Consider the following 17,235-nt stretch of genomic DNA (forward strand, 5'->3'; position numbering starts at 1 on the left):
CTTGCTGGCTGGGCTGGTCCCTGCTCGTCCAGCCTCGCTGCATGATCGGCTTTTGTTGGCGCGTCAACGTGGTAGTGAAGCGACGAGTTGGGTGCAGAAGGCGGGCAGGTCGTCGGGCTTGCGGCTGCTGATGAGTGGGAACAGGCCGTTGGTGCACACGGCCAGTTCCTGGTCGGTCCATTCGGCTCCAGCGTTGCGGAAGTCGGCGGCCATGCTGGGCCACGAGGTGATCGTGCGTCCGGAGACCGCGTTTACGTCGATGAGGATCCAGCCGCCGTGGCAGATGACCGCGACCGGTCCGCCGGTGGCCAGGAAGCCGCGGACGAACTCGCGGGCCGGTTCCTGCCAGCGCAGCAGGTCGCCGTTGGCGACCCCACCGGGCAGTACTAGTGCCGCGAACGCGGCTGGATCGGCGTCGTCGGCGACCTCATCGACGGCGAACGTGTCGGCCGGCTCGAGGTGTCGGTAGGCCTGGACTTTGCCAGGCTCGGGCGACAGCAGCCGCGGGGTCGCGCCGACCTGCTCGACCGCCCGCCAGGGCTCGGTCAGCTCTACTTGTTCGATGCCTTCCCGGCTCACCAGGAACGCCACCGCGGGTTCACCGCTCACTGCCGGTCACCTCCTCCAACAGGTTCTTCTTCGACGGCGTCATTGGGCTGGTCATGATGCGGACTCGACGACGAGGTCGGGGCAGAACGCCACCCGGTGCCGAAGCCGGTCGGACCAGGGCCACGTCCACCGGTACACCCAGGCTGCATCGCGGCATAGCTGCACGCCGACGTCCGCCGTGTAGTACTCAGCGACGCCTTTGTAAGGGCAGACGCTGCGCCGACCGCTTGGCCGCAGGTGGTGCCAGGCCACCGCCTCAGCCGGGAAGTAGCGGATGCCATCGGCGAGCAGCGCGTCCTGGCTGTCGGCCAGTACATGGCCATGGACGACGACTTGCACACGCATTTCACCGCCAAGTTCTCGAACCGGCGTAGGTGGCAGACATGAGCGCAGACGCCGTCTGACGACGTCGAGGCTGGGAACGACGTCGCAGGTGGCTGGCGGCACAAGCCGCCAGCCACCTGCCCAGCCTCACCTGTCGCGCAACGGCTGCCGGTCAGCCACACTCCACCGTCCTCTCGACGATCCCTCGCCGAGAGGACCAACGACACACAAGATCAGTTGCTACGACCGGGTGAGCACGGGCCCGGTACGACGCGCGAGGCCGTCCAACCACCAGCAGACCGTTCGCTCGTCGCCGCCACCGGTGGCAAGGAGCGTGCGCACCACGTCGGTCGCGGCCTCCTGGTGAGCGGATCAGGCAGCCGACCGGACCGCACGTAATCGAAGTAGTCCTCAGCGGCGACGCCGAAGTTCGCCCACCGCTCCCGGACAGCGTCCGTGGCCCGCTCGGCGGGGGCGAGGGCTTCGACGGCGCCATCGACCTCGGCGAGGACTTCGCCGGCATCGTCGGCCTCGGGATCCAGCGGCGGGAACTCCAGCAGGTCGCACTGGACACCAACTGCATCGCGACGTCCTTGAGTTTCGGGCCGGCAAGCCCGGCCCTGGCGGCGAGCCGGGCGGAAGCCGCGGGACGCGGGCTCGGTGTGCCCGACGGCCGCAGCGACGCGACGGCAGTGACGCGCGCGGAAGGCGTCTGCAAGACCGGTGACGGGGCGACGGCCACCGCCGGCACGCCGCTCACCGGCACAGCGGCGGCCAGCCCCGGCGGGGTGGTCGGCTGCTCGCCGTCGGTCTTCACGAGTACGGCCAGCACAGCGATTCCCGCAACCGTGCTGGCCGCCGCGCCGACCATCCAGACCCGGGGGTCCTTTCGCCTCATCGAAAATTCTTCCGTTGATCGTTGCCCGAGCGCCCGCCAGATCGTATTGGCCACACGGCGCAGGTGCCACACACCAGTCCCGACGAAGTGGCGTGCCCGCCGTCTGCGGCTGTGCCACTTGACGTTTCGCCGCGCTGCGGTCGCCGGTTCCGGGTCCACAGTAGGCCCGCTGAAACGCTGTTCCTCCCGCGTTCCGCCACGGTTGACGCACGATGTGATCATGTCCACAAATGAGCGACATCGCCAAGAACAGCGCATGTACGAGCAAAGCCTGCCGGTAAGCTCCGTCTGGTGCCCGACTCATTACCAAAACTGCTCGCCGACCGCTACCGGCTTCTCGAAGTCATCGGCCAGGGCCGTCAGGGACGCGTCTGGCGTGCCAGGGACGAGCAGCTGCAGCGTTTCGTCGCGGTCAAAGAACTTTCGGCGCCGTCGGACCCCAGGGGCGAAGAACAGGCCGCGTCCTGCGAACGTATCCTGCGGGAGACACGGTCAGTCGCACAGCTCGACCACCCGAACGTCATCCGCGTACTCGACGTCCTGACCGCCGACAGCAGACCCTGGATCGTCATGGAACTCGTGCCGGCGCAGTCGCTGCACGAGGTGCTCGCCGACGCCGGACCGATGCCGCCGCAGGAGGCTGCTGCCATCGGCCTGGCCCTGCTGGGCGCGCTGTCCGCGGCCCACCGGGTCGGCATCACACACCGTGACGTCAAACCTTCCAACGTGCTCGTCGCCGCCGACGGCAGGGTGCTGCTCACCGACTTCGGCCTCGTGCCCGAACACGTCGACGGCAATGGGGGAGACCAGGCCGCAGACCTGTGGGCGCTCGGCGCGACGCTGTACACCGCGGTTGAAGGACGACCGGTGTACGACGGCCCCACGCCCGCCGCGGCGATCGCCGCGCTGACGAGCCAGCCACCACCGCGACCCGTGCAAGCCGGCGCACTGGCTCCCGCCCTGGACGGCCTATTGCGCAGCAACCCTGCCGAACGCATCAACCAGGCACAGGCATCAGCGCTGCTACGCCGCGCGCTCAACAGCATGAACGCCGGCACCCGGCCAGACGGCCCGCCCGCTCGGTCCGCCCTGCCCGCGCTGGCAAGGTCTGCGCGGACCAGGACCGGACTCGCCGCACCGCCCACGCCGGTCCCCGCTACCCGCGACACCACACCTGGCCTGAGCGAAGGGACCAGCCCGGTCTCGCCCACCGCCACGACCGAACCGCCCGGAGCCCGGATCGCCGTGCATCGACGCCGCAGGCGCACGCCGCTGCTCACCGGCGCAGCCACCGTACTGGTCGCGCTCGGCGTGGGCATCGGGTCGGCGCTGTCGCCGAGCGAGGCGGGCACCCATGACACGCCGTCGGCGGGCACGGCAGCTGCCACGACGCCGCAAGCCACCGCCACCTCGGGCAGCACACCGACACCCGCCGCCGGGCCCACCAGCCGGGTGACGCCCTCGGCGGCCCGGCCGGCACCGAGCCTTTCAGTGGTCGATCGAAGCCCAGTTGCGTCGGGTGAACCGGCATCGCCTGCCGCAGACGGCCAGCCGAACCCGACGCGCCGCAACCTCGCGCTGAGGCGTCCAGCGCAGGCGTCCAGCATCGAGAGCGAACCCTGGGCGGCTGCCTTCGCCGTCGACGGAGACCCCCTGTCCCGGTGGGGCAGCGCGTTCGGGACGGACCCGCAGTGGATCTCGATCGATCTCGGCGGCTACTGGACGGTGACCGAAGTCCGGCTGAGCTGGGAGGCCGCGCACGCCACGGCGTACCGAGTGGAGTTGTCGCGCGACGGCTCGATGTGGTCTACCGCCTACTCGACCGACCGGGGCAGCGGTGGCACCGTCACCATCCCAGTCGGAGGTAGGACTGCCCGGTATGTGCGAATGGTCGGCACAGCGCGCAACAGCCAGTACGGATACTCGCTCTACGAACTCGAGGTCCGCTGACCATCAGAGGTCATCGAATGCGGGTGATCTATAGTCCTGGCCGGGTTGTCAACCGATGCGGAATCCCACTCGGCGTGCACGACGTTGGGGTCTGGTCCGGCGTCGACGAGCCCGTAGCCGCATGGCGGTCGGCCGCCGAGGTTTCGGCCTTGTAGGCGGGCCTGGGCGTGCATCGCCGAGCTGGTGCGGAACCGCGCCCGCAGGATTTCCCGGCAGGAGTACGCGCCCAGTGCCCGGATGGTGGCGCGATGCTCGACGTCAGTGGTGCGGAACGGGCCGTCGAGTTCGGGTAGCCACAGCTGCACGCCGTGCCGTTCGAGCAGCGGCATGAGCCGCAGCAGCTGGCTGCCGCAGAAGGCGCGCTCATACTCGCCGACCACGATCGCCTCGAACCCGCGATGCGGGTCGACGACTGCTGCCAGCAGCGCGGCGGCCTGTGGTCGGTCGGGCCACTCTTCCAGCCGCGAGTGGCCTATGTCGAAGTACTCGGCGACGATCACCCCGCGGTCGGCGAGGAACTCCACCGCCGCGCGTCTCTGCCATTCGTGCGACGAGTCCGGAGCCTGGTAGCCGTCGGTGGAGATCCGCCCGTAGAACGCGAACCGTCGCCGGACAGGGACGCCCTGACGGTGGCCGCGCTGACGAGGGAGGCGCTCGCCATGGGTACGAACCCACGTGCCGAGTGCTTCCTGCTGGAGAGTTTCGTTGCCTGCCATCCGGACCGCCCTACAGTCGTCTGTACTTCTGGGAGGTAGACCGCACGGCATGCGGGCGATGACCGCAAAGGCTGCCAGTTCACTCGCTGGAGTGCCCTGCTTGTGCCCTTCGCCGACGGCTTGACCTGCGATCCAGGCGACGACGTGACGGCCGAGAGCTGCCATCGGGGTTGGTGTGGTCGGATTCGGGGCGTGAACCCGTCTTCTGACAGTGCTTGGCGACTTGCAGGTTGGCGGGCCGCTGCTGGCCGTCCGGTTCACCGAGTTGGAGGAGAATGGCTGGGTGCTCATTGTGCGCGCGACAGCGAAGTTGCTCAAGCTCGTCGGCCGTCCATCCGCCGGTGACGGTGAGCGTGGCAGCACGTTGCTGGGTCAGTGGTACGCCACGGCGCTGTTTTGGCGCCCCCGGGTTGTGCCGCTGGTCAACGAGTCGACGCTGCTGCCGGTCCTGATGCCGCTGGCACCCGCTGCCACGCTCCCGGTACGGGTTGCCGATGAGGTCGCCACCGTCCTGCGCGCGCACCGAGCGCCGCAGGCGTTCGTTGATGCGGAAGTAGGCCGGATGCGGGACTGTCGGCTCGGTGTGACCGTGAATCGCAGCGTCGTGGGTGTCATGGTCGAGTTTGCTCGGCTGGCCGAGATCTACCGTGCGGAGCCGCATCCTGACCTGCTGGGCCTGGCGTTACGGCTGGCGACGACGCCGTGCAGTCCGCTATACGGCCGCAACATCAGTCCCGACCGTGAACTGGCGGCCGTCCTGAGTGCTGCAACCGCTTGACGGCTGGCGGCTTCCGTGCGTCAGGCGGCGTGGCCGCGCAGCTCCCGGTCGGCGGCCAGCAGGTCGAGGTGACCGTGGACCGCCCGCCAGAGATGGTCCTCTGGATGCAGTCCTGAGCCGCGGTGCTCTCTGCGCCAGTCGGGCTCCCAGTAGCGTTGCTCCACCCGGTGCAGGTGGGCGAGGCTCGCCGCCAACTCGGCGGCCAGCTGCTCGCGGGCTGTGGCATCGTCGGGCTCCGGCAGGCGCAGCGGCTCAGCGTCGCCGCGGCCGAGCGCGTCCAGGGCGGCGACATCCGGTCCGTCGGCGGACCAGATACGCAACGGCCGGCGGATGACGTGGTTGGACACCGGCCACACGGACGGCCTCAGGTGCCACTCGACCGGCGTCTTGTCGAGGTCGAGGAGGCGGGCCAGGCCCACGCACGACGGGGGCAGCGCCTGCCAGGTCAGGTCGTCCGGCGGCAGGTCGAGCACGAACGCAACCTGCACGACGTCCAGATCGGAGCGGGAGTTCAGGACGGTGCCGAAAGCGTACGCGCCGAGGATGAACCGCTCGTCCCACAGGCCGCTGGCCTGCTCGCACCGGTCGGTGATGGTGCGCAGCCGGCGCACCGCAGTCTCGTGCCGCATCATTGCATTGTGCCGCGCGACGCGAGCGGGAGGCCCGGCCGGGCGGGCATCTCAGGCGGCGCTCGACAGGTCGCGCACCGTCGCGTCGAGTCGCCGGTCGGCCTCGTCCACGTCGAACCGGGCCGGGTCGAAGTCACGACCGTCGTCGATGCCCAGCCATTGCAGCATGACCGGCACAGCGAACCGCCACACCATCCGGACGGTGTGGGACCGACGGCCGCACCACGAAATCGCCCGACGACCGCCTTGCGTTTTTTTCGCTTTAACGCGGTAAGCTGGTTGACGGAGGAGGCCGTCGTGACCGTAGTACCCATGGGTGGGGCTGTGCCGGATGCAGCGGAACTGCGTCGTTTCGCGCGCCGCGCGCTTCGCGGCCGCCGTCTGCGCTTGGTCGTCGACGATGAGGCGCCGGTCGACATGCCGCAGGCGGTCGGTGAGGCGCTCGCTGAGGTCGTGGCGATCCTGGGCGAGGGCAGGCCCGTGCTCGTCGTGCCGCAGAACACCCAGCTGACCACGGGTGAGGCGGCGCAGCTGCTCGGCGTGAGCCGGCCGACGGTGGTCAAGCTGATGGAGGACGGCGTCCTGCCGTTCAGCCGTCCCAACTCCAGCCGGCGCATCGCACTACACGACGTCCTGGCATACAAGGAGCAGCGGTCCCGCCAAAGGCGCGAAGCGCTCGACGAGATGACCGCCGAAGCCGTGGACATGGGTGTATACGACCAGGCGATCGGCAAGGCTCGCGGCAGCGACGACGCCGCAGCATGATCAGCGCAGTTCTCGACGCCTGCGTGCTGGTGCCCAGCGTCCTCGCCGACACGCTGCTGCGATGCGCGGAAGACGAGCACTACCGGCCCCTGTGGTCCGCTGAGATCCTGGACGAGGTGCGGCGCAACCTGCCGCAGTCGGTCAGCGCGGCCGCTGCGGACCGGCGGATCCAGGCGATGCGCGCGTTCTTCCCCGAGGCGGAGGTCGACGGGCATCAGGACCTCGTGGACCAGATGACCAACCACCCCAAGGACCGGCACGTGCTGGCAGCGGCCGTGGCAGCCCGCGCGGACTTCGTCGTGACCGCGAATCTGCGCGATTTCCCGGTCCACGCACTCGACCCGCACGCGATCGAAGCACAGCACCCCGACGACTTCCTGTGCGACCTCCTGGACCTGTCGCCCCGCCGCATCGTGCAGATCCTGCACCAGCAGGCCGACGCGACGGGCGACACGGGCACACCAAGTTCACGGTGGAAGACGTTCTCGACGGCCTCGCCGGATGCAACGTGACCCGCTTCGCTCACCGGGTGCGCGACGCCGTGTAACGCGAGCCTGGTTGATCATCAACAGGCATGCCTGCGGTCCGCCGTTTCAGGATAACCGCAGCTCAGCCGCAATGCTGATCATGTACGTAGGGTTCAACTCGCCCCTCGGACACGTTAACCCCCACGCGAGGTTGCCTCGGTGGGGGTTTCTGCTGCTCGGCGCTGGTGTGGGATGTTCGCAGCGGTCGGGACGACTGGGGGATTCGCGTCTTCGATCGTGACGGTACCGCCGAGTCCGCACATGATCACAAACTGATGCGCCCGCAGGTAGGCGGATACGGTGTTGGGATCGTCGGGCAGGCCGAGCTGGGCCGCCACCTCCGTGACGGCTTTGCGCTCGTGCACGTAGACATTGCGTGGCAGGCCCGAGTCGGCTTGGCTGCTGCTGCGTCGACCATGTCGGCACCGGTACGCGGCCCGGCCATGCACCCGGTGCCCGTCCAGGACCCGGCCACACAGGTGGCATCTGATCAGGCCGGTCAGCGAGTAGCGAGTCTGTGGGTGCGCCCTCCGGAACCGCGTTGACCTGCTGGGCGGCGACGAAGTCCTGTTCGCTGACCAGCGGTGGATGCGCGACGTCTTCGGAGATCACCCACTGCTGGATCGCGTTCCAGCGACGGGCCTCTGACCGGCCGAGCACATCATCGGCTCCCGACAGCGGAGCATAGTCGGTGCGCTGCCGGTTCCATGCCTGCCGACCGGTATAGCGCGGGTTGGCCAGGATCGCCGCCACGGTCCGTAGGGTCCAGGCCGCGCCACTGCGGTGCGGGTTACGGACCGGGTCGACACCAGACGGACACCGAACGCCCAGCTCATTGAGTTCCCGGGCGATGCCGGCGACACTACGGCCCGATAAGCGCTGCACGAAGATCCACTGCACATGCGGCGCGGTGACCGGATCCGGCTCCAGCCGGTGCGCACGGCGACCCCATCGGGCATGCCTCGCGTTCGGGCGGGGGCCGGCATCCACGAGCTGATACCCGTAAGGTGGGCGGCCTCCCACATGTCGGCCCTGCAACGCGACCTGTGCCTGCATGGCCGCCTTGGCCCGGAAGCGGGAGCGCAGCACCTCCCGCCGCGAGTGCACGCCCAGCAGCATCAGCAACGACAGGTGCAGCTCGTTGTCGACGTCGACCGGCCTGTCGAGCTCCGGTAGCCACACCTGCACTCCGTAGCGATCGAACAACGGCGCCAAGCGTAGGAACTGGTCACCATAGAGGGCTCGCTCGAACTCGCCGACCACGATGGCGTCGAACGGCCGTTGCGGGTCAGCGATGGCTTCCAGCAGCAGCGCAGCTTGCGGCCGTTCGCTCCATTCCAGGCGGCGCGAGCAGCCGACGTCGCAGAACTCGGCAACGATCGTGCCGCGCCCCTCGATCAGATCCGCGGCGAAGTCGCGCTGCCACCGGGCGGACGATATCCAGTCCTGGAAGCCAGTGGTGGAGATCCGGCCGTAGAACACGAACCGGAGTTCGCCGGCCGAAGGTGACGAGCGACGGTTCATGCGCGGCGCCCGGGCTGCACCGTGCGCTTGACGGATCCACCAGCCCAGCAGATCTGGTCCACCGGGCTGAACCGAGTCAGCCATGCGGCGGCTCCCTTCGGGAGAGCTTCGCGCTACATTGAGCAAATAATCATCAATTGGCTCGATTAGAGGCAATCCCCCAGAAGGGTCGCGGACCTGATCGAATTCCTGTCGATGTCGGTTGGTGTCGCGCTCACATGTCAGCGACACCGAGGATTCACCATCACCGCTGACCTGCTGGAACGGTGCGCCACGTGAGCCGGGGACGACGTTTCCGTGGCTGGTGGAGCGAGATTGGACGGGTTCATCCCATAGTCACTCATCGTCATGTCTCCGTTACGGATCTCTCGACTGAGGCCCTCGCATTCAGTAGCATGACTGGGCCCGTCCATTTGCCTGGTGGTCCGTCTGGGGGAGTAGATGGCGAAGAGATCGCCAAGTGCCGCCGAGTACCACCGCCGGCAACAGGCTCAAGCCAAGGAGGCCGCCCGGCAGCAGCGAGCGGCAGAGAACGCGGCCAAGGCGACGCAGCGCGCGGAGCGGGAGAATTACCTTGCGAGCAGAGGCCGCGAGGCGGACAACAAGACCCATGAAGTCCAGCAGCGGGTGCTTTCCCTGCAGAGTCTGCTGGAAGTCGGTCTGCGGCGTTCAGCGCGCGTCGATCTCGTGTCTCTGAAGAAGGCGCCTGAGAACCCGCCGTTCGCGCCGGGCGCAGTCGGTGTGCCGGCGCAGCGTCCGTCATGGGAGATGTTTGCACCTTCGCGTCCAGGAATGATCAAGTCAGTTCTCGAAGGCCGTACGAGGCAGGAACAGCGGGAGCTCGCTGCAAAGCGGCAGTACGAGGCAGCCCAGCGGTCATGGGAGCAGAGCGAGCATGTCCGGCTCGAACAGCTCGCGGCGCTGAGGCGGGAGCACCTCGGTTTGCTGGCCACCAAGCAACAGGCGGCAGACGCTCACAACAGGACGATCGATGAATTGGCGTCGGGCGTTCGGAGCAGGCGCAAAGACGCGGTGGAAAAGTACCTGCAGACAGTGCTGCGCCGCATGCCCCTGCCAGCCGCGTTCACGCGCCGCAGCGAAGTGATCTACAGCCCGCACGCCGAGCAGGTTGTGGTCAAGCTGCAGTTGCCGAGTCGTGACGTCGTTCCCGTAGTCAAGGGCTACAGCTACATCCAGTCGAAGGACGAGATCAGACCGGCACCGCGGCCGGCGAAGGAAGTTGCCGAGCTCTACCGTGCCACGATCGCGCAGGTCGCGTTGTTGGTGACCCGCGACCTGTTCGACGCCGACCAGATGCTGCGGGAGGTCGGCTTTAACGGACACGTGGACACCGTTGATCCCGCCACGGGGCAGAGCGTGTATCCATGCCTCATCAGCCTGACCGTGGACAGGGATCGATTCAGCTCGTTGAACCTGCGCCAGGTCAATCCGGAGGACTGCCTGCGGCACTTGAATGCGCTGGTCTCGCAGCACCCGTACGAGCTCAAGGGGATCACCCCGATCCTGGACTTCGAGCGCAGCAAGTATGCGTTTGTCGAGGGCATGGACGCCGTAGCGATGCTCGACTCGCGACCCGACCTGATGCAACTGAGTGCCGGTGAATTCGAACACCTGGTACGCCAGGTTTTCGAGGCGATGGGCATGCAGGGTTGGACGACGACGCCAAGCAAGGACGACGGCGTTGACGGCGTGGTCTTCAATCCCACGCCGTTCGTCGGCGGTCTCACCATCGTTCAAGCGAAGCGGTACAAGGACGTCGTTGGCGTGAACCACATCCGCGAGCTGGCCGGGGCGATGGAGGAGAAAAAGGCCGGACACGGCGTCCTGGTGACAACATCGTGGTTCACCGCTGGGGGGTGGCAGAAGGCCCGTGAGCACGGACGCATCGAACTGGTCGACGGTCCGCGGCTGGTGCACCTCATCAAGGAACACCTAGGCAAGGACGTGCTGATCGGCATAAAGCGGCCGAAGACCGCCAGCACCGGGCCATCATGAGCCCCCGGCCGCTCGTCCGCCGGGCGCACTCGTAGTTGCCGCCAGCAGCGATATCGCGTCGGGGCGCTGACCGTTGATCGAGTAGTGTGCGGCGGTGGCGACGAGGGCATACCAGGACCTGGGCACCGAGCAAGCGGCGGTGTGGGACCGCTTCTATGCACAGTTCGACTTCAGGCCCAGCATGCACCGCTATCCGGCGATCACCGAGCCCACTCCGTCGGTCACCTGGAGCCTGAGCAGCCTCGACGATGATCCCGGCTATACACGGCTGGTCGAGGCCTTGCACGCCGGGCTCACCGCGCTGGTCGGTGACGGGTCGATCCTGTGCCTGGACTGGCAGCATCCCAGCTACCGCGTTTGGCCCAGCCTCGTCGGGCCTGACAACATCGACCCACCCGGCGGACCAGGCTGGCCGCTGTCGCCATATCCCGACGGCGACTACTTCGTCTACCTCGCGGAGGACTTCCGGTTCGGCACTTTTGGCCACCCGTGGGAGCCGTCGCTGTGCGTCTTCGGCGGCAACCTCCTGGACCTGGTCGAAGCCGAGTTGCATGAGGCCCTCGGCCAGGTAATACGCCGCGACGGCCGGCAGGTGACGGTATGAGCGAAGACCGCCAATGTGAGGCCGCACGGCCAGACTAGCCGGGCGACGACCTGACGCTGTCCGCCGCCACCCGGCCTTGGCGATCATGGAAGCCGCAGCTCACTGGCCATCGTGATCCGACTTCTCGAAGTTGAGCAGCCAGCCTTCGACTGCCTGAGCGAGTCCGAGCGTTGGTTCTGCTGCTGCGCCACGGAAGACGACGAACTCGCGGTGACTGCCGCTTCGTACCGGCCAGTTGGCAGGCGGTGCCGGAGGTGTGGCAGAGGTAGTGTCTAGCAGGGAATCGGCAAGGTAGCAATCGGGCCAGCTCTCAAATTATCCAAAGAGCCAACGAAGTCAATCATGGGATCGCCGCCTCTGATGCTTTTTAGGCTGAGTTTCATCCTGCCTGTGTTTCGCCGTGTGTTCCAGAAACACGAACGTCATGCTGCCTATATGGATTTGGTCATTGTGAGAGAGCCGCGCTAGCTGAACTCGCGCTCTATTAACGTACGTACCATTAAGACTATTAAGATCTCTGATGAACCACGTTCCCTCGTCGCAGTCGAGTTGCGCATGAGTGCCAGAGATTGTGTTGTCATCAAGCACGATGTCGCAACTGTGGTTGCGCCCGATGAACATCCGGTCGCGGTCCAGAACGTAGCTCGCGCCAGCCTGCGTTCCATATGCGGTAAATATTATTGCCAGGCCGACTGTCGATGTCGGCATCATCTCGTCTGATGCCCATCGACTCCTGGCTCCCGCCGTTCCGTCGAACAATCTAGGGTAGTGCCCGGGAGACCTGGGCCCACGGGGTGCCGGGACGCTAGGCGGATCATCGAGGGCGCCGCGCGCCGCCGCGCGGCTGAGTGTCGGCTCGTTGACCTCGGCGGGCACGCGAGGGTTGAATCGGGTTCCTTCGGACGATTGGCGGCTTTCCCGCTCGGCAGCTACCCAAAGGGTGTGCATCCGACGTGAAACCGTATCGGGATCGGGCTGATCAATCGACCACTGTGCCAGTTGCTGTACAACGCATTGAAGTTTGCTCCATCGGGTAACGCCACGGCCATGCAATATCGACAAGACCGTGTCATGGCTGACCGTGTCTATGTAGTCGCCCTCTGCGATTGCATCGCTGATTCGGCGCGCGCCTGGTTTTCCTGCTCGCAAATGCAGCGCTTGAACCGCGAGGGTGAGCTCTTGCAGCGGCCCTGGTGCCAAATCGCTCTGTGGCGCAGATGTGTCCCTCATACCAACCCTAAGGATCTTGTCGTGTGGAGGCGTCGGGGTCTAGGCAGAACCCTGATATTCACTGGAGAACTCAGAATAATTCAAGATCCAAGGCTCTTCCAGCCGGCTTCCGGCTGAGTCCTCAAACTCCGTACAGGATCGTTGGGCACCGTCAGATCCAAGGTCGCTTGTTCCGGGGCGCCTGTCGATAGTCGCCAAATCTTGTCAGACATCGGCAATGAGTGTCAGATATCGATCGGGTGCTCCAGCTGTCACTCATTCTGGAGGTGGGCAGGCCTCACAGCGAATCCAGGAGGAACAATGACCGAACGCAGCGAACAGACGGCATTCGATCGACGAACGTTCATGTGGGCGGCAGTAGTACGTGGCGCGGTCACTGGTGCGGTCCATGCCGCACTCGCGTGGATCTTCAGTATGATCACCGCGAGGTAGTGCCAGCGCACCACCTTGCGGAGGCCGCATAGGCCATTCGCATTCAATGAATCGCAAGCCGGCTGTAGCCCTTGGCTGTATTGCGTCAGCCAAGGGCTACCGGCCGGGGTTATGTCCAGGCGCGCGTGGTGTACGAGTTGACGACCCAAGCAGCCCACCGCTGCTACTGTAGTGCCCGGGTCGGTCCGGCGGCGATGGGAGACGTCCGTCGCCGCCCGTGTGATCATAAGAAAAGGAGGTTACCGGTCATCGTGATCATGTCTCGGTTCATGTCCGCCGGTGTGTACTGGACATACATGACCCGCACCTCAACCTCGGCTGGAGACTTTGGGTAAATGACCGATGCCGCCGACTATCCCAGTACCTACATCATGACCTCATGACTGAGCGCAGTTACACGACCGCGGAGCTTCGCGACGAACTTCATCGCTACCATCGCGAACTCGTGGCGGCCGGCAACCACACCCCAAGCACCATCGGGACGTACGTTCAACATCCCGAGCGATTCATCGCCTTCCTGGAGGGCACCTACAACCCGCGCGTTGCTCGAGGTCGGAACACCTAACGACTGGCCATGGGTCCGGGTTCGTAATGTGAGTGGAGCTGCGCACCGTGCGCGATCGGCCTGGTGGTGATCGATGTGCTCGCCGCAGGCCAACAGCCAAGGCCGCTGATCAGCGGGCGGCAATGCTGTGACCCTCCGGCAGGACCCTCAAGCTCGATAACCACCAGTAGCGCCGCAATGGCGGCGTGCGACAACGTGTGGCCACGCTGGCAGGGCAGCGACCGCGCGATGACCGCCGCCCGCCGAGAGCGATCATGAAAGCAGCAGGTCACCTGCCATCGTGATCATGTACTTAGGGTTCATGTAGTTCCGGAGACTCCAGACTTCATCTCGAAGCTGTTTATCCTGGTCGGCGGCCATCTGGAGGGCGCGTTTCGGGGTGCGTCTCGGCTGACTTCTCGAAGTGTGGGCAGCCTTCGACTGCCTGAGCAGGTTTTGGGCGAGTGGGTCGCTGCTGCTGCGCCGCGGAACAGGGGGTGCCCAGCGCTGAGTTCTTCGCTGCCTAGAACAGGGGTGGGGGAGTGTCGGTGATCTGCTCGCCATTGCGCGGTTGTGCCAGCACTGCTCGAAGGCTGCGGATGTTGTCGAATGCGGCGTTGGCGTGTGTGCCGGCGGCGTCATGCCAGAGGTCGTGCCATTCGGAGTTGTCGGCCATGATCCGGTCGATGGCGGCTACCGCGAGTGCCGCTAGGTCTTCGGGCAGGTGAAGGCTGCCGCCGTCGAGTAGGAAGTCGGGCGCGTACGCGGAGGTGATCGGTTGGCCTCCAGGCAACTGCGAGGCGACGATGGCTGCTGCGGCGATCGCTTCGCAGGCGTCGGAGGAGTCGAGGTAGTCGTCCTCGTCTGCGGTCCGGGTCAGGGTGGCGCGGATCAGTGTCGGGCGCTCGTCGGGGCTGGCGTCGTCGAGGTCGCCGCACCAGTCGGCGGCAGTGTCGTTGTCGAACGGTCCGCTGTCCCAGGTCCCCACGCTGTCCTCCTCAAGGTCAATTGCGCTGCATTGTGGCATCGGCGACCGACAGAACCATGGCTGAGCTGGTGGCGCCGGTCAGCGTTGGCCTGAGGCGCGGCAGACCGCCGTCGCCGAGCGTGTTTGCGGCACGGCTGGCCCGCGTGTCGCGCGGAAGATGGGGAGGTCGCGCCTCTGATGCGGTGACGACGGCAACGCGAGCGTTGGCCCCCGCAGGACATCGCGCACGCATCCCGAGGCTGCCCGGGGGCAGGCCCGGATTTGTCAGAGGCCGACACCGATGAGCGGGTTAGCATTCCAGCAGTCGACGTCTTCGACGTAGTTGAGCAGGGGGAGTCGTCGGCCCAGCCACCGTGGCGGGCGATGTGCAAGGGGTCGGCGCCTACACGGCGGCCGCGTGTACGCCCCGGAAATCCGGCCCCCTCCCAGCACGCAGCTACCCGCTACCCTCGGCCGTTTTGCCTGTACCGGTAGCGGGGAGTGCCGCTACCGGTACAGGCCGTTGAGAGCCTCGGTGGCTAGACGGCGGTGGTATTGATTGGTGCTGGTCTGAAGCGCCTCCGTCACCATGGGGACCAGTCCATGTCGGTTGACTGCGGCAGGCGAGTCCAGGAGGACGACTGCGGCGATGACAGCGGTATGGCGGATGTCGGGGTCAGGGTCGTGCAGGAAGGCTGACACCGTCTGGAAGATCGCCGGACGCCAGGATCGAAGCTCCTTCATTGCCGCGTAGCCGTCCAGTGGGAATCCGGCGCGTTCGTTGATGGTGACGACCTCGTCTGTGGCGTCGTCGGCGGTGTTGAGGAGCCAGTTCAGCAACACAGCACGTAACGGGCGGGCCTGGCCGGCATCAACCCGCGTCGTCGCAGCTGCCAGGCGAGGATCGGGCAGGATTCCGGCGATGTAGAGCGCGACCGGCGCGGTTGCCTCGTAGATGCTGTTCTGGTGTGAGACCACTCTTTCGATGTGATCGACTGCCTCGTCGATGCGGTGGGAGTCCTCGCTCAGTAGCTTGACCAGCTCCAACGGAGTGTCGTCCGCTGATCCCATCGCGTGACCGATAGAGCCCCATGCTGTGTCTCTGAGCAATGTGTGTGGATCAGGAACCTGAGCTCGACTGACTTCCGTGGTCATGCGGGCAGGCTACGGGCGTTGGCCTAACCGGTGGATCCAGTCTGCCCGCGGGCGCTGGCCCCGGCGGCTGGTCGCTGACCGTGGACGTCGCCGCCCCCGGCGTGGGCTACTGCCCCGTCTCGTTTCGGGTCGCCGCCGAGGGCATACCCCAGACGATCCCACGTGCTGCGCCCCAAACCGCGGCCGCCCCGCAAGCCGCGTCCGCCCGTAGGCGACCGGCCATGACGCTGCTGGTCGCCGGTGTGATCGCGGCGCTCGCGGTCGGCGTGCTCGCCCGGCGGCACCGCCTGACGCGGCGCAGGCCGGCGAGACGTCCGCTGCGTATCCCACGGCCAGGGTTTGTGATCCGCAGGATTCGGCGGGGCCGCTCACCGGTGCGGAGGAACTCGTGACCGGCCTGGCGCGCGAGTGCCGGGGGAACGCCGCACGTCCAGCCCGCCGCCTCCAGGACCGCCTGCACGTGCGGCGGGAAGTCCTCCGGGTTGCCGGCGATCGTGTCGGCCGGGTTTGTGCCGTCCGGCACCGGCCCGTCGGCTCGACCTGCTCTGCTAGTTTCAAGACGTCCCTCCGGCTCCGTGGACCTTGGAATGCGGGTGAGTCGGGCACATCAGTGCACACCGCCGTCGTGTCGTTCGCCGATAGAGGTGAGGCGCCACTCCAATCAGTCGCATCTGTTGGAGGGCGCCATGTGCACCAAGATTCCGTACGCCGACCGCTGGCTCGCGACGCGAGCTCTCACGAAACTCCGTGCATTAGGCCAGAAGGCCCGAGCGATCCATCCATGCTTCACCGACCATCCCGGCGCATGGCACATCACGAGCAAGAAGGCCCGCGCGTGGTGAGGCTAGGTGCTGAGCCGGCCGACGCCCGGGCCTGGCCTACGGCTAACTTGGTCGCTTAAGGTTAGCCTGCGAGCCATGGGAGAGGTGTCCCGCCGTCACGCGCGGCGGGGCACCGTCCGTCTTGCGGAAGCAGGGCGGCGATGTGCTCAAGGCGGACTTCGCCGGTGTGACCGACACGGTTGTTCGGATTCTGCGGGCGTGAGCGCAGGGCTGGAGGAGGACATCGCCCCGGGCTGTAGCGATGTCCACGGCGGCGACCTCGGTGCGGCCAGGAAAAACTTGGAGGCTGCAAGCTGCAACTGCGGCGAGCCGTGCAGGGGATGGCGCTGTCCCCAGCCACGCGGCCGTGACGATCATGACAGCAGCAGCTCACCGGCCATCGTGATCATGTACTTAGGGTTCATGTAGCCCCTCGGACACGTAAATACCCCACGAAGCTCATTCGCATCTGCTGCAGATGGGCTTCTTCGGTTTGCGGCGCGTGCTCGTCGGTAGATTCGATGCTCCAGAGTGGTGCCGTTGTCGTGATCACGAGCCGATCGTGGCCGACCGGACGCGGAAAATCCTCGATGCAGCCGTTCGCGCGCAACTCGACGGTCACGGGCGAGTTCTGCCGCCGTGGCGGGCGTACCCCGAGGTCGAAAGGTACGGCTAGCGTCTCGTCGCGGATGATCTCACCGCACAGACTGCGGGACCGGCCGATCATCCAGGCTGTGACCGGTGAC

The 17,235-nt window shown here is 66.6% G+C and carries 17 protein-coding genes and 1 pseudogene; 7 read left to right on the forward strand and 11 right to left on the reverse strand.

Going from position 1 to position 17,235, the window contains the following annotated elements:
* Nucleotides 1–63: 63 nt before the first annotated feature.
* On the reverse strand, nucleotides 64–609 hold the full coding sequence (locus tag ACFQO7_RS31085) for a DJ-1/PfpI family protein (RefSeq protein WP_376809722.1): 546 nt from the start codon (nucleotides 607–609) through the stop codon (nucleotides 64–66).
* A gap of 51 nt (nucleotides 610–660) precedes the next feature.
* The gene (locus ACFQO7_RS31090; RefSeq protein WP_376809723.1) at nucleotides 661–948 is read right to left on the reverse strand and encodes a DUF427 domain-containing protein; all 288 of its coding nucleotides are present in this window, start codon (nucleotides 946–948) and stop codon (nucleotides 661–663) included.
* A gap of 1,174 nt (nucleotides 949–2,122) precedes the next feature.
* On the opposite strand from ACFQO7_RS31090, the gene ACFQO7_RS31095 reads away from it, so the two are divergent.
* Nucleotides 2,123–3,781 carry a protein kinase domain-containing protein gene (locus ACFQO7_RS31095; protein WP_376809724.1) on the forward strand — a complete coding sequence of 553 codons (1,659 nt, stop codon included), beginning with the start codon at nucleotides 2,123–2,125 and terminating at the stop codon, nucleotides 3,779–3,781.
* Here ACFQO7_RS31095 and ACFQO7_RS31100 read toward each other — a convergent pair.
* On the reverse strand, nucleotides 3,760–4,497 hold the full coding sequence (locus ACFQO7_RS31100; protein WP_376809725.1) for a recombinase family protein: 738 nt from the start codon (nucleotides 4,495–4,497) through the stop codon (nucleotides 3,760–3,762). The genes ACFQO7_RS31095 and ACFQO7_RS31100 overlap by 22 nt on opposite strands.
* Nucleotides 4,498–4,708: 211 nt before the next feature.
* On the opposite strand from ACFQO7_RS31100, the gene ACFQO7_RS31105 reads away from it, so the two are divergent.
* Nucleotides 4,709–5,275 carry a DUF6933 domain-containing protein gene (locus ACFQO7_RS31105; RefSeq protein ID WP_376809726.1) on the forward strand — a complete coding sequence of 189 codons (567 nt, stop codon included), beginning with the start codon at nucleotides 4,709–4,711 and terminating at the stop codon, nucleotides 5,273–5,275.
* A gap of 20 nt (nucleotides 5,276–5,295) precedes the next feature.
* Here ACFQO7_RS31105 and ACFQO7_RS31110 read toward each other — a convergent pair whose 3' ends face one another.
* Both ACFQO7_RS31110 and ACFQO7_RS31115 read right to left on the reverse strand, forming a co-directional pair.
* Nucleotides 5,296–5,904, reverse strand: coding sequence for a DUF7711 family protein (locus ACFQO7_RS31110; protein ID WP_376809727.1), 609 nt, complete (start codon nucleotides 5,902–5,904; stop codon nucleotides 5,296–5,298).
* 51 nt (nucleotides 5,905–5,955) lie between these two features.
* Entirely contained in the window at nucleotides 5,956–6,096 is a 141-nt protein-coding gene (locus ACFQO7_RS31115; protein ID WP_376809728.1) for a hypothetical protein, read from the reverse strand.
* 105 nt (nucleotides 6,097–6,201) lie between these two features.
* Between ACFQO7_RS31115 and ACFQO7_RS31120 the strand changes: the two genes are divergently transcribed.
* Complete coding sequence (locus ACFQO7_RS31120; protein ID WP_376809729.1) at nucleotides 6,202–6,669, forward strand: helix-turn-helix domain-containing protein; 468 nt, start codon at nucleotides 6,202–6,204, stop codon at nucleotides 6,667–6,669.
* Entirely contained in the window at nucleotides 6,666–7,181 is a 516-nt protein-coding gene (locus ACFQO7_RS31125) for a PIN domain-containing protein (RefSeq protein ID WP_376809730.1), read from the forward strand. Before ACFQO7_RS31120 ends, ACFQO7_RS31125 begins: the two co-directional genes overlap by 4 nt.
* A gap of 149 nt (nucleotides 7,182–7,330) precedes the next feature.
* Here ACFQO7_RS31125 and ACFQO7_RS31130 read toward each other — a convergent pair whose 3' ends face one another.
* Together ACFQO7_RS31130 and ACFQO7_RS31135 are read right to left on the reverse strand one after the other, a co-directional pair.
* Nucleotides 7,331–7,786, reverse strand: a complete 456-nt coding sequence (locus ACFQO7_RS31130) for a recombinase zinc ribbon domain-containing protein (protein WP_376809745.1) — start codon at nucleotides 7,784–7,786, stop codon at nucleotides 7,331–7,333.
* Between the two features lie 16 nt (nucleotides 7,787–7,802).
* A pseudogene (locus ACFQO7_RS31135) lies at nucleotides 7,803–8,804 on the reverse strand (recombinase family protein); the annotation flags it as partial.
* A gap of 357 nt (nucleotides 8,805–9,161) precedes the next feature.
* On the opposite strand from ACFQO7_RS31135, the gene ACFQO7_RS31140 reads away from it, so the two are divergent.
* Nucleotides 9,162–10,736, forward strand: a complete 1,575-nt coding sequence (locus ACFQO7_RS31140; RefSeq protein WP_376809731.1) for a restriction endonuclease — start codon at nucleotides 9,162–9,164, stop codon at nucleotides 10,734–10,736.
* A 94-nt stretch (nucleotides 10,737–10,830) separates the two neighbouring features.
* Nucleotides 10,831–11,340: a DUF2716 domain-containing protein gene (locus tag ACFQO7_RS31145; protein ID WP_376809732.1), complete on the forward strand. Its 510-nt coding sequence runs from the start codon at nucleotides 10,831–10,833 to the stop codon at nucleotides 11,338–11,340.
* A 336-nt stretch (nucleotides 11,341–11,676) separates the two neighbouring features.
* Here the strand turns inward: ACFQO7_RS31145 and ACFQO7_RS31150 are convergent, their stop codons facing one another.
* Nucleotides 11,677–12,570: an FHA domain-containing protein gene (locus ACFQO7_RS31150; protein ID WP_376809733.1), complete on the reverse strand. Its 894-nt coding sequence runs from the start codon at nucleotides 12,568–12,570 to the stop codon at nucleotides 11,677–11,679.
* A gap of 811 nt (nucleotides 12,571–13,381) precedes the next feature.
* Between ACFQO7_RS31150 and ACFQO7_RS31155 the strand changes: the two genes are divergently transcribed.
* A complete protein-coding gene (locus tag ACFQO7_RS31155) occupies nucleotides 13,382–13,567 on the forward strand; it encodes a hypothetical protein (RefSeq protein ID WP_376809734.1) in 186 nt (61 codons plus the stop codon).
* Between the two features lie 502 nt (nucleotides 13,568–14,069).
* Here the strand turns inward: ACFQO7_RS31155 and ACFQO7_RS31160 are convergent.
* The 3 genes from ACFQO7_RS31160 to ACFQO7_RS31170 form a co-directional block, all read right to left on the reverse strand.
* Nucleotides 14,070–14,534, reverse strand: a complete 465-nt coding sequence (locus ACFQO7_RS31160) for a DUF4259 domain-containing protein (protein WP_376809735.1) — start codon at nucleotides 14,532–14,534, stop codon at nucleotides 14,070–14,072.
* Nucleotides 14,535–15,020: 486 nt separating this feature from the next.
* On the reverse strand, nucleotides 15,021–15,668 hold the full coding sequence (locus tag ACFQO7_RS31165) for a hypothetical protein (RefSeq protein ID WP_376809736.1): 648 nt from the start codon (nucleotides 15,666–15,668) through the stop codon (nucleotides 15,021–15,023).
* A gap of 1,242 nt (nucleotides 15,669–16,910) precedes the next feature.
* Entirely contained in the window at nucleotides 16,911–17,111 is a 201-nt protein-coding gene (locus tag ACFQO7_RS31170; protein ID WP_376809737.1) for a hypothetical protein, read from the reverse strand.
* Nucleotides 17,112–17,235 lie beyond the last annotated feature (124 nt).

The organism is Catellatospora aurea, assembly GCF_042663325.1.
Taxonomy (GTDB): domain Bacteria; phylum Actinomycetota; class Actinomycetes; order Mycobacteriales; family Micromonosporaceae; genus Catellatospora; species Catellatospora aurea.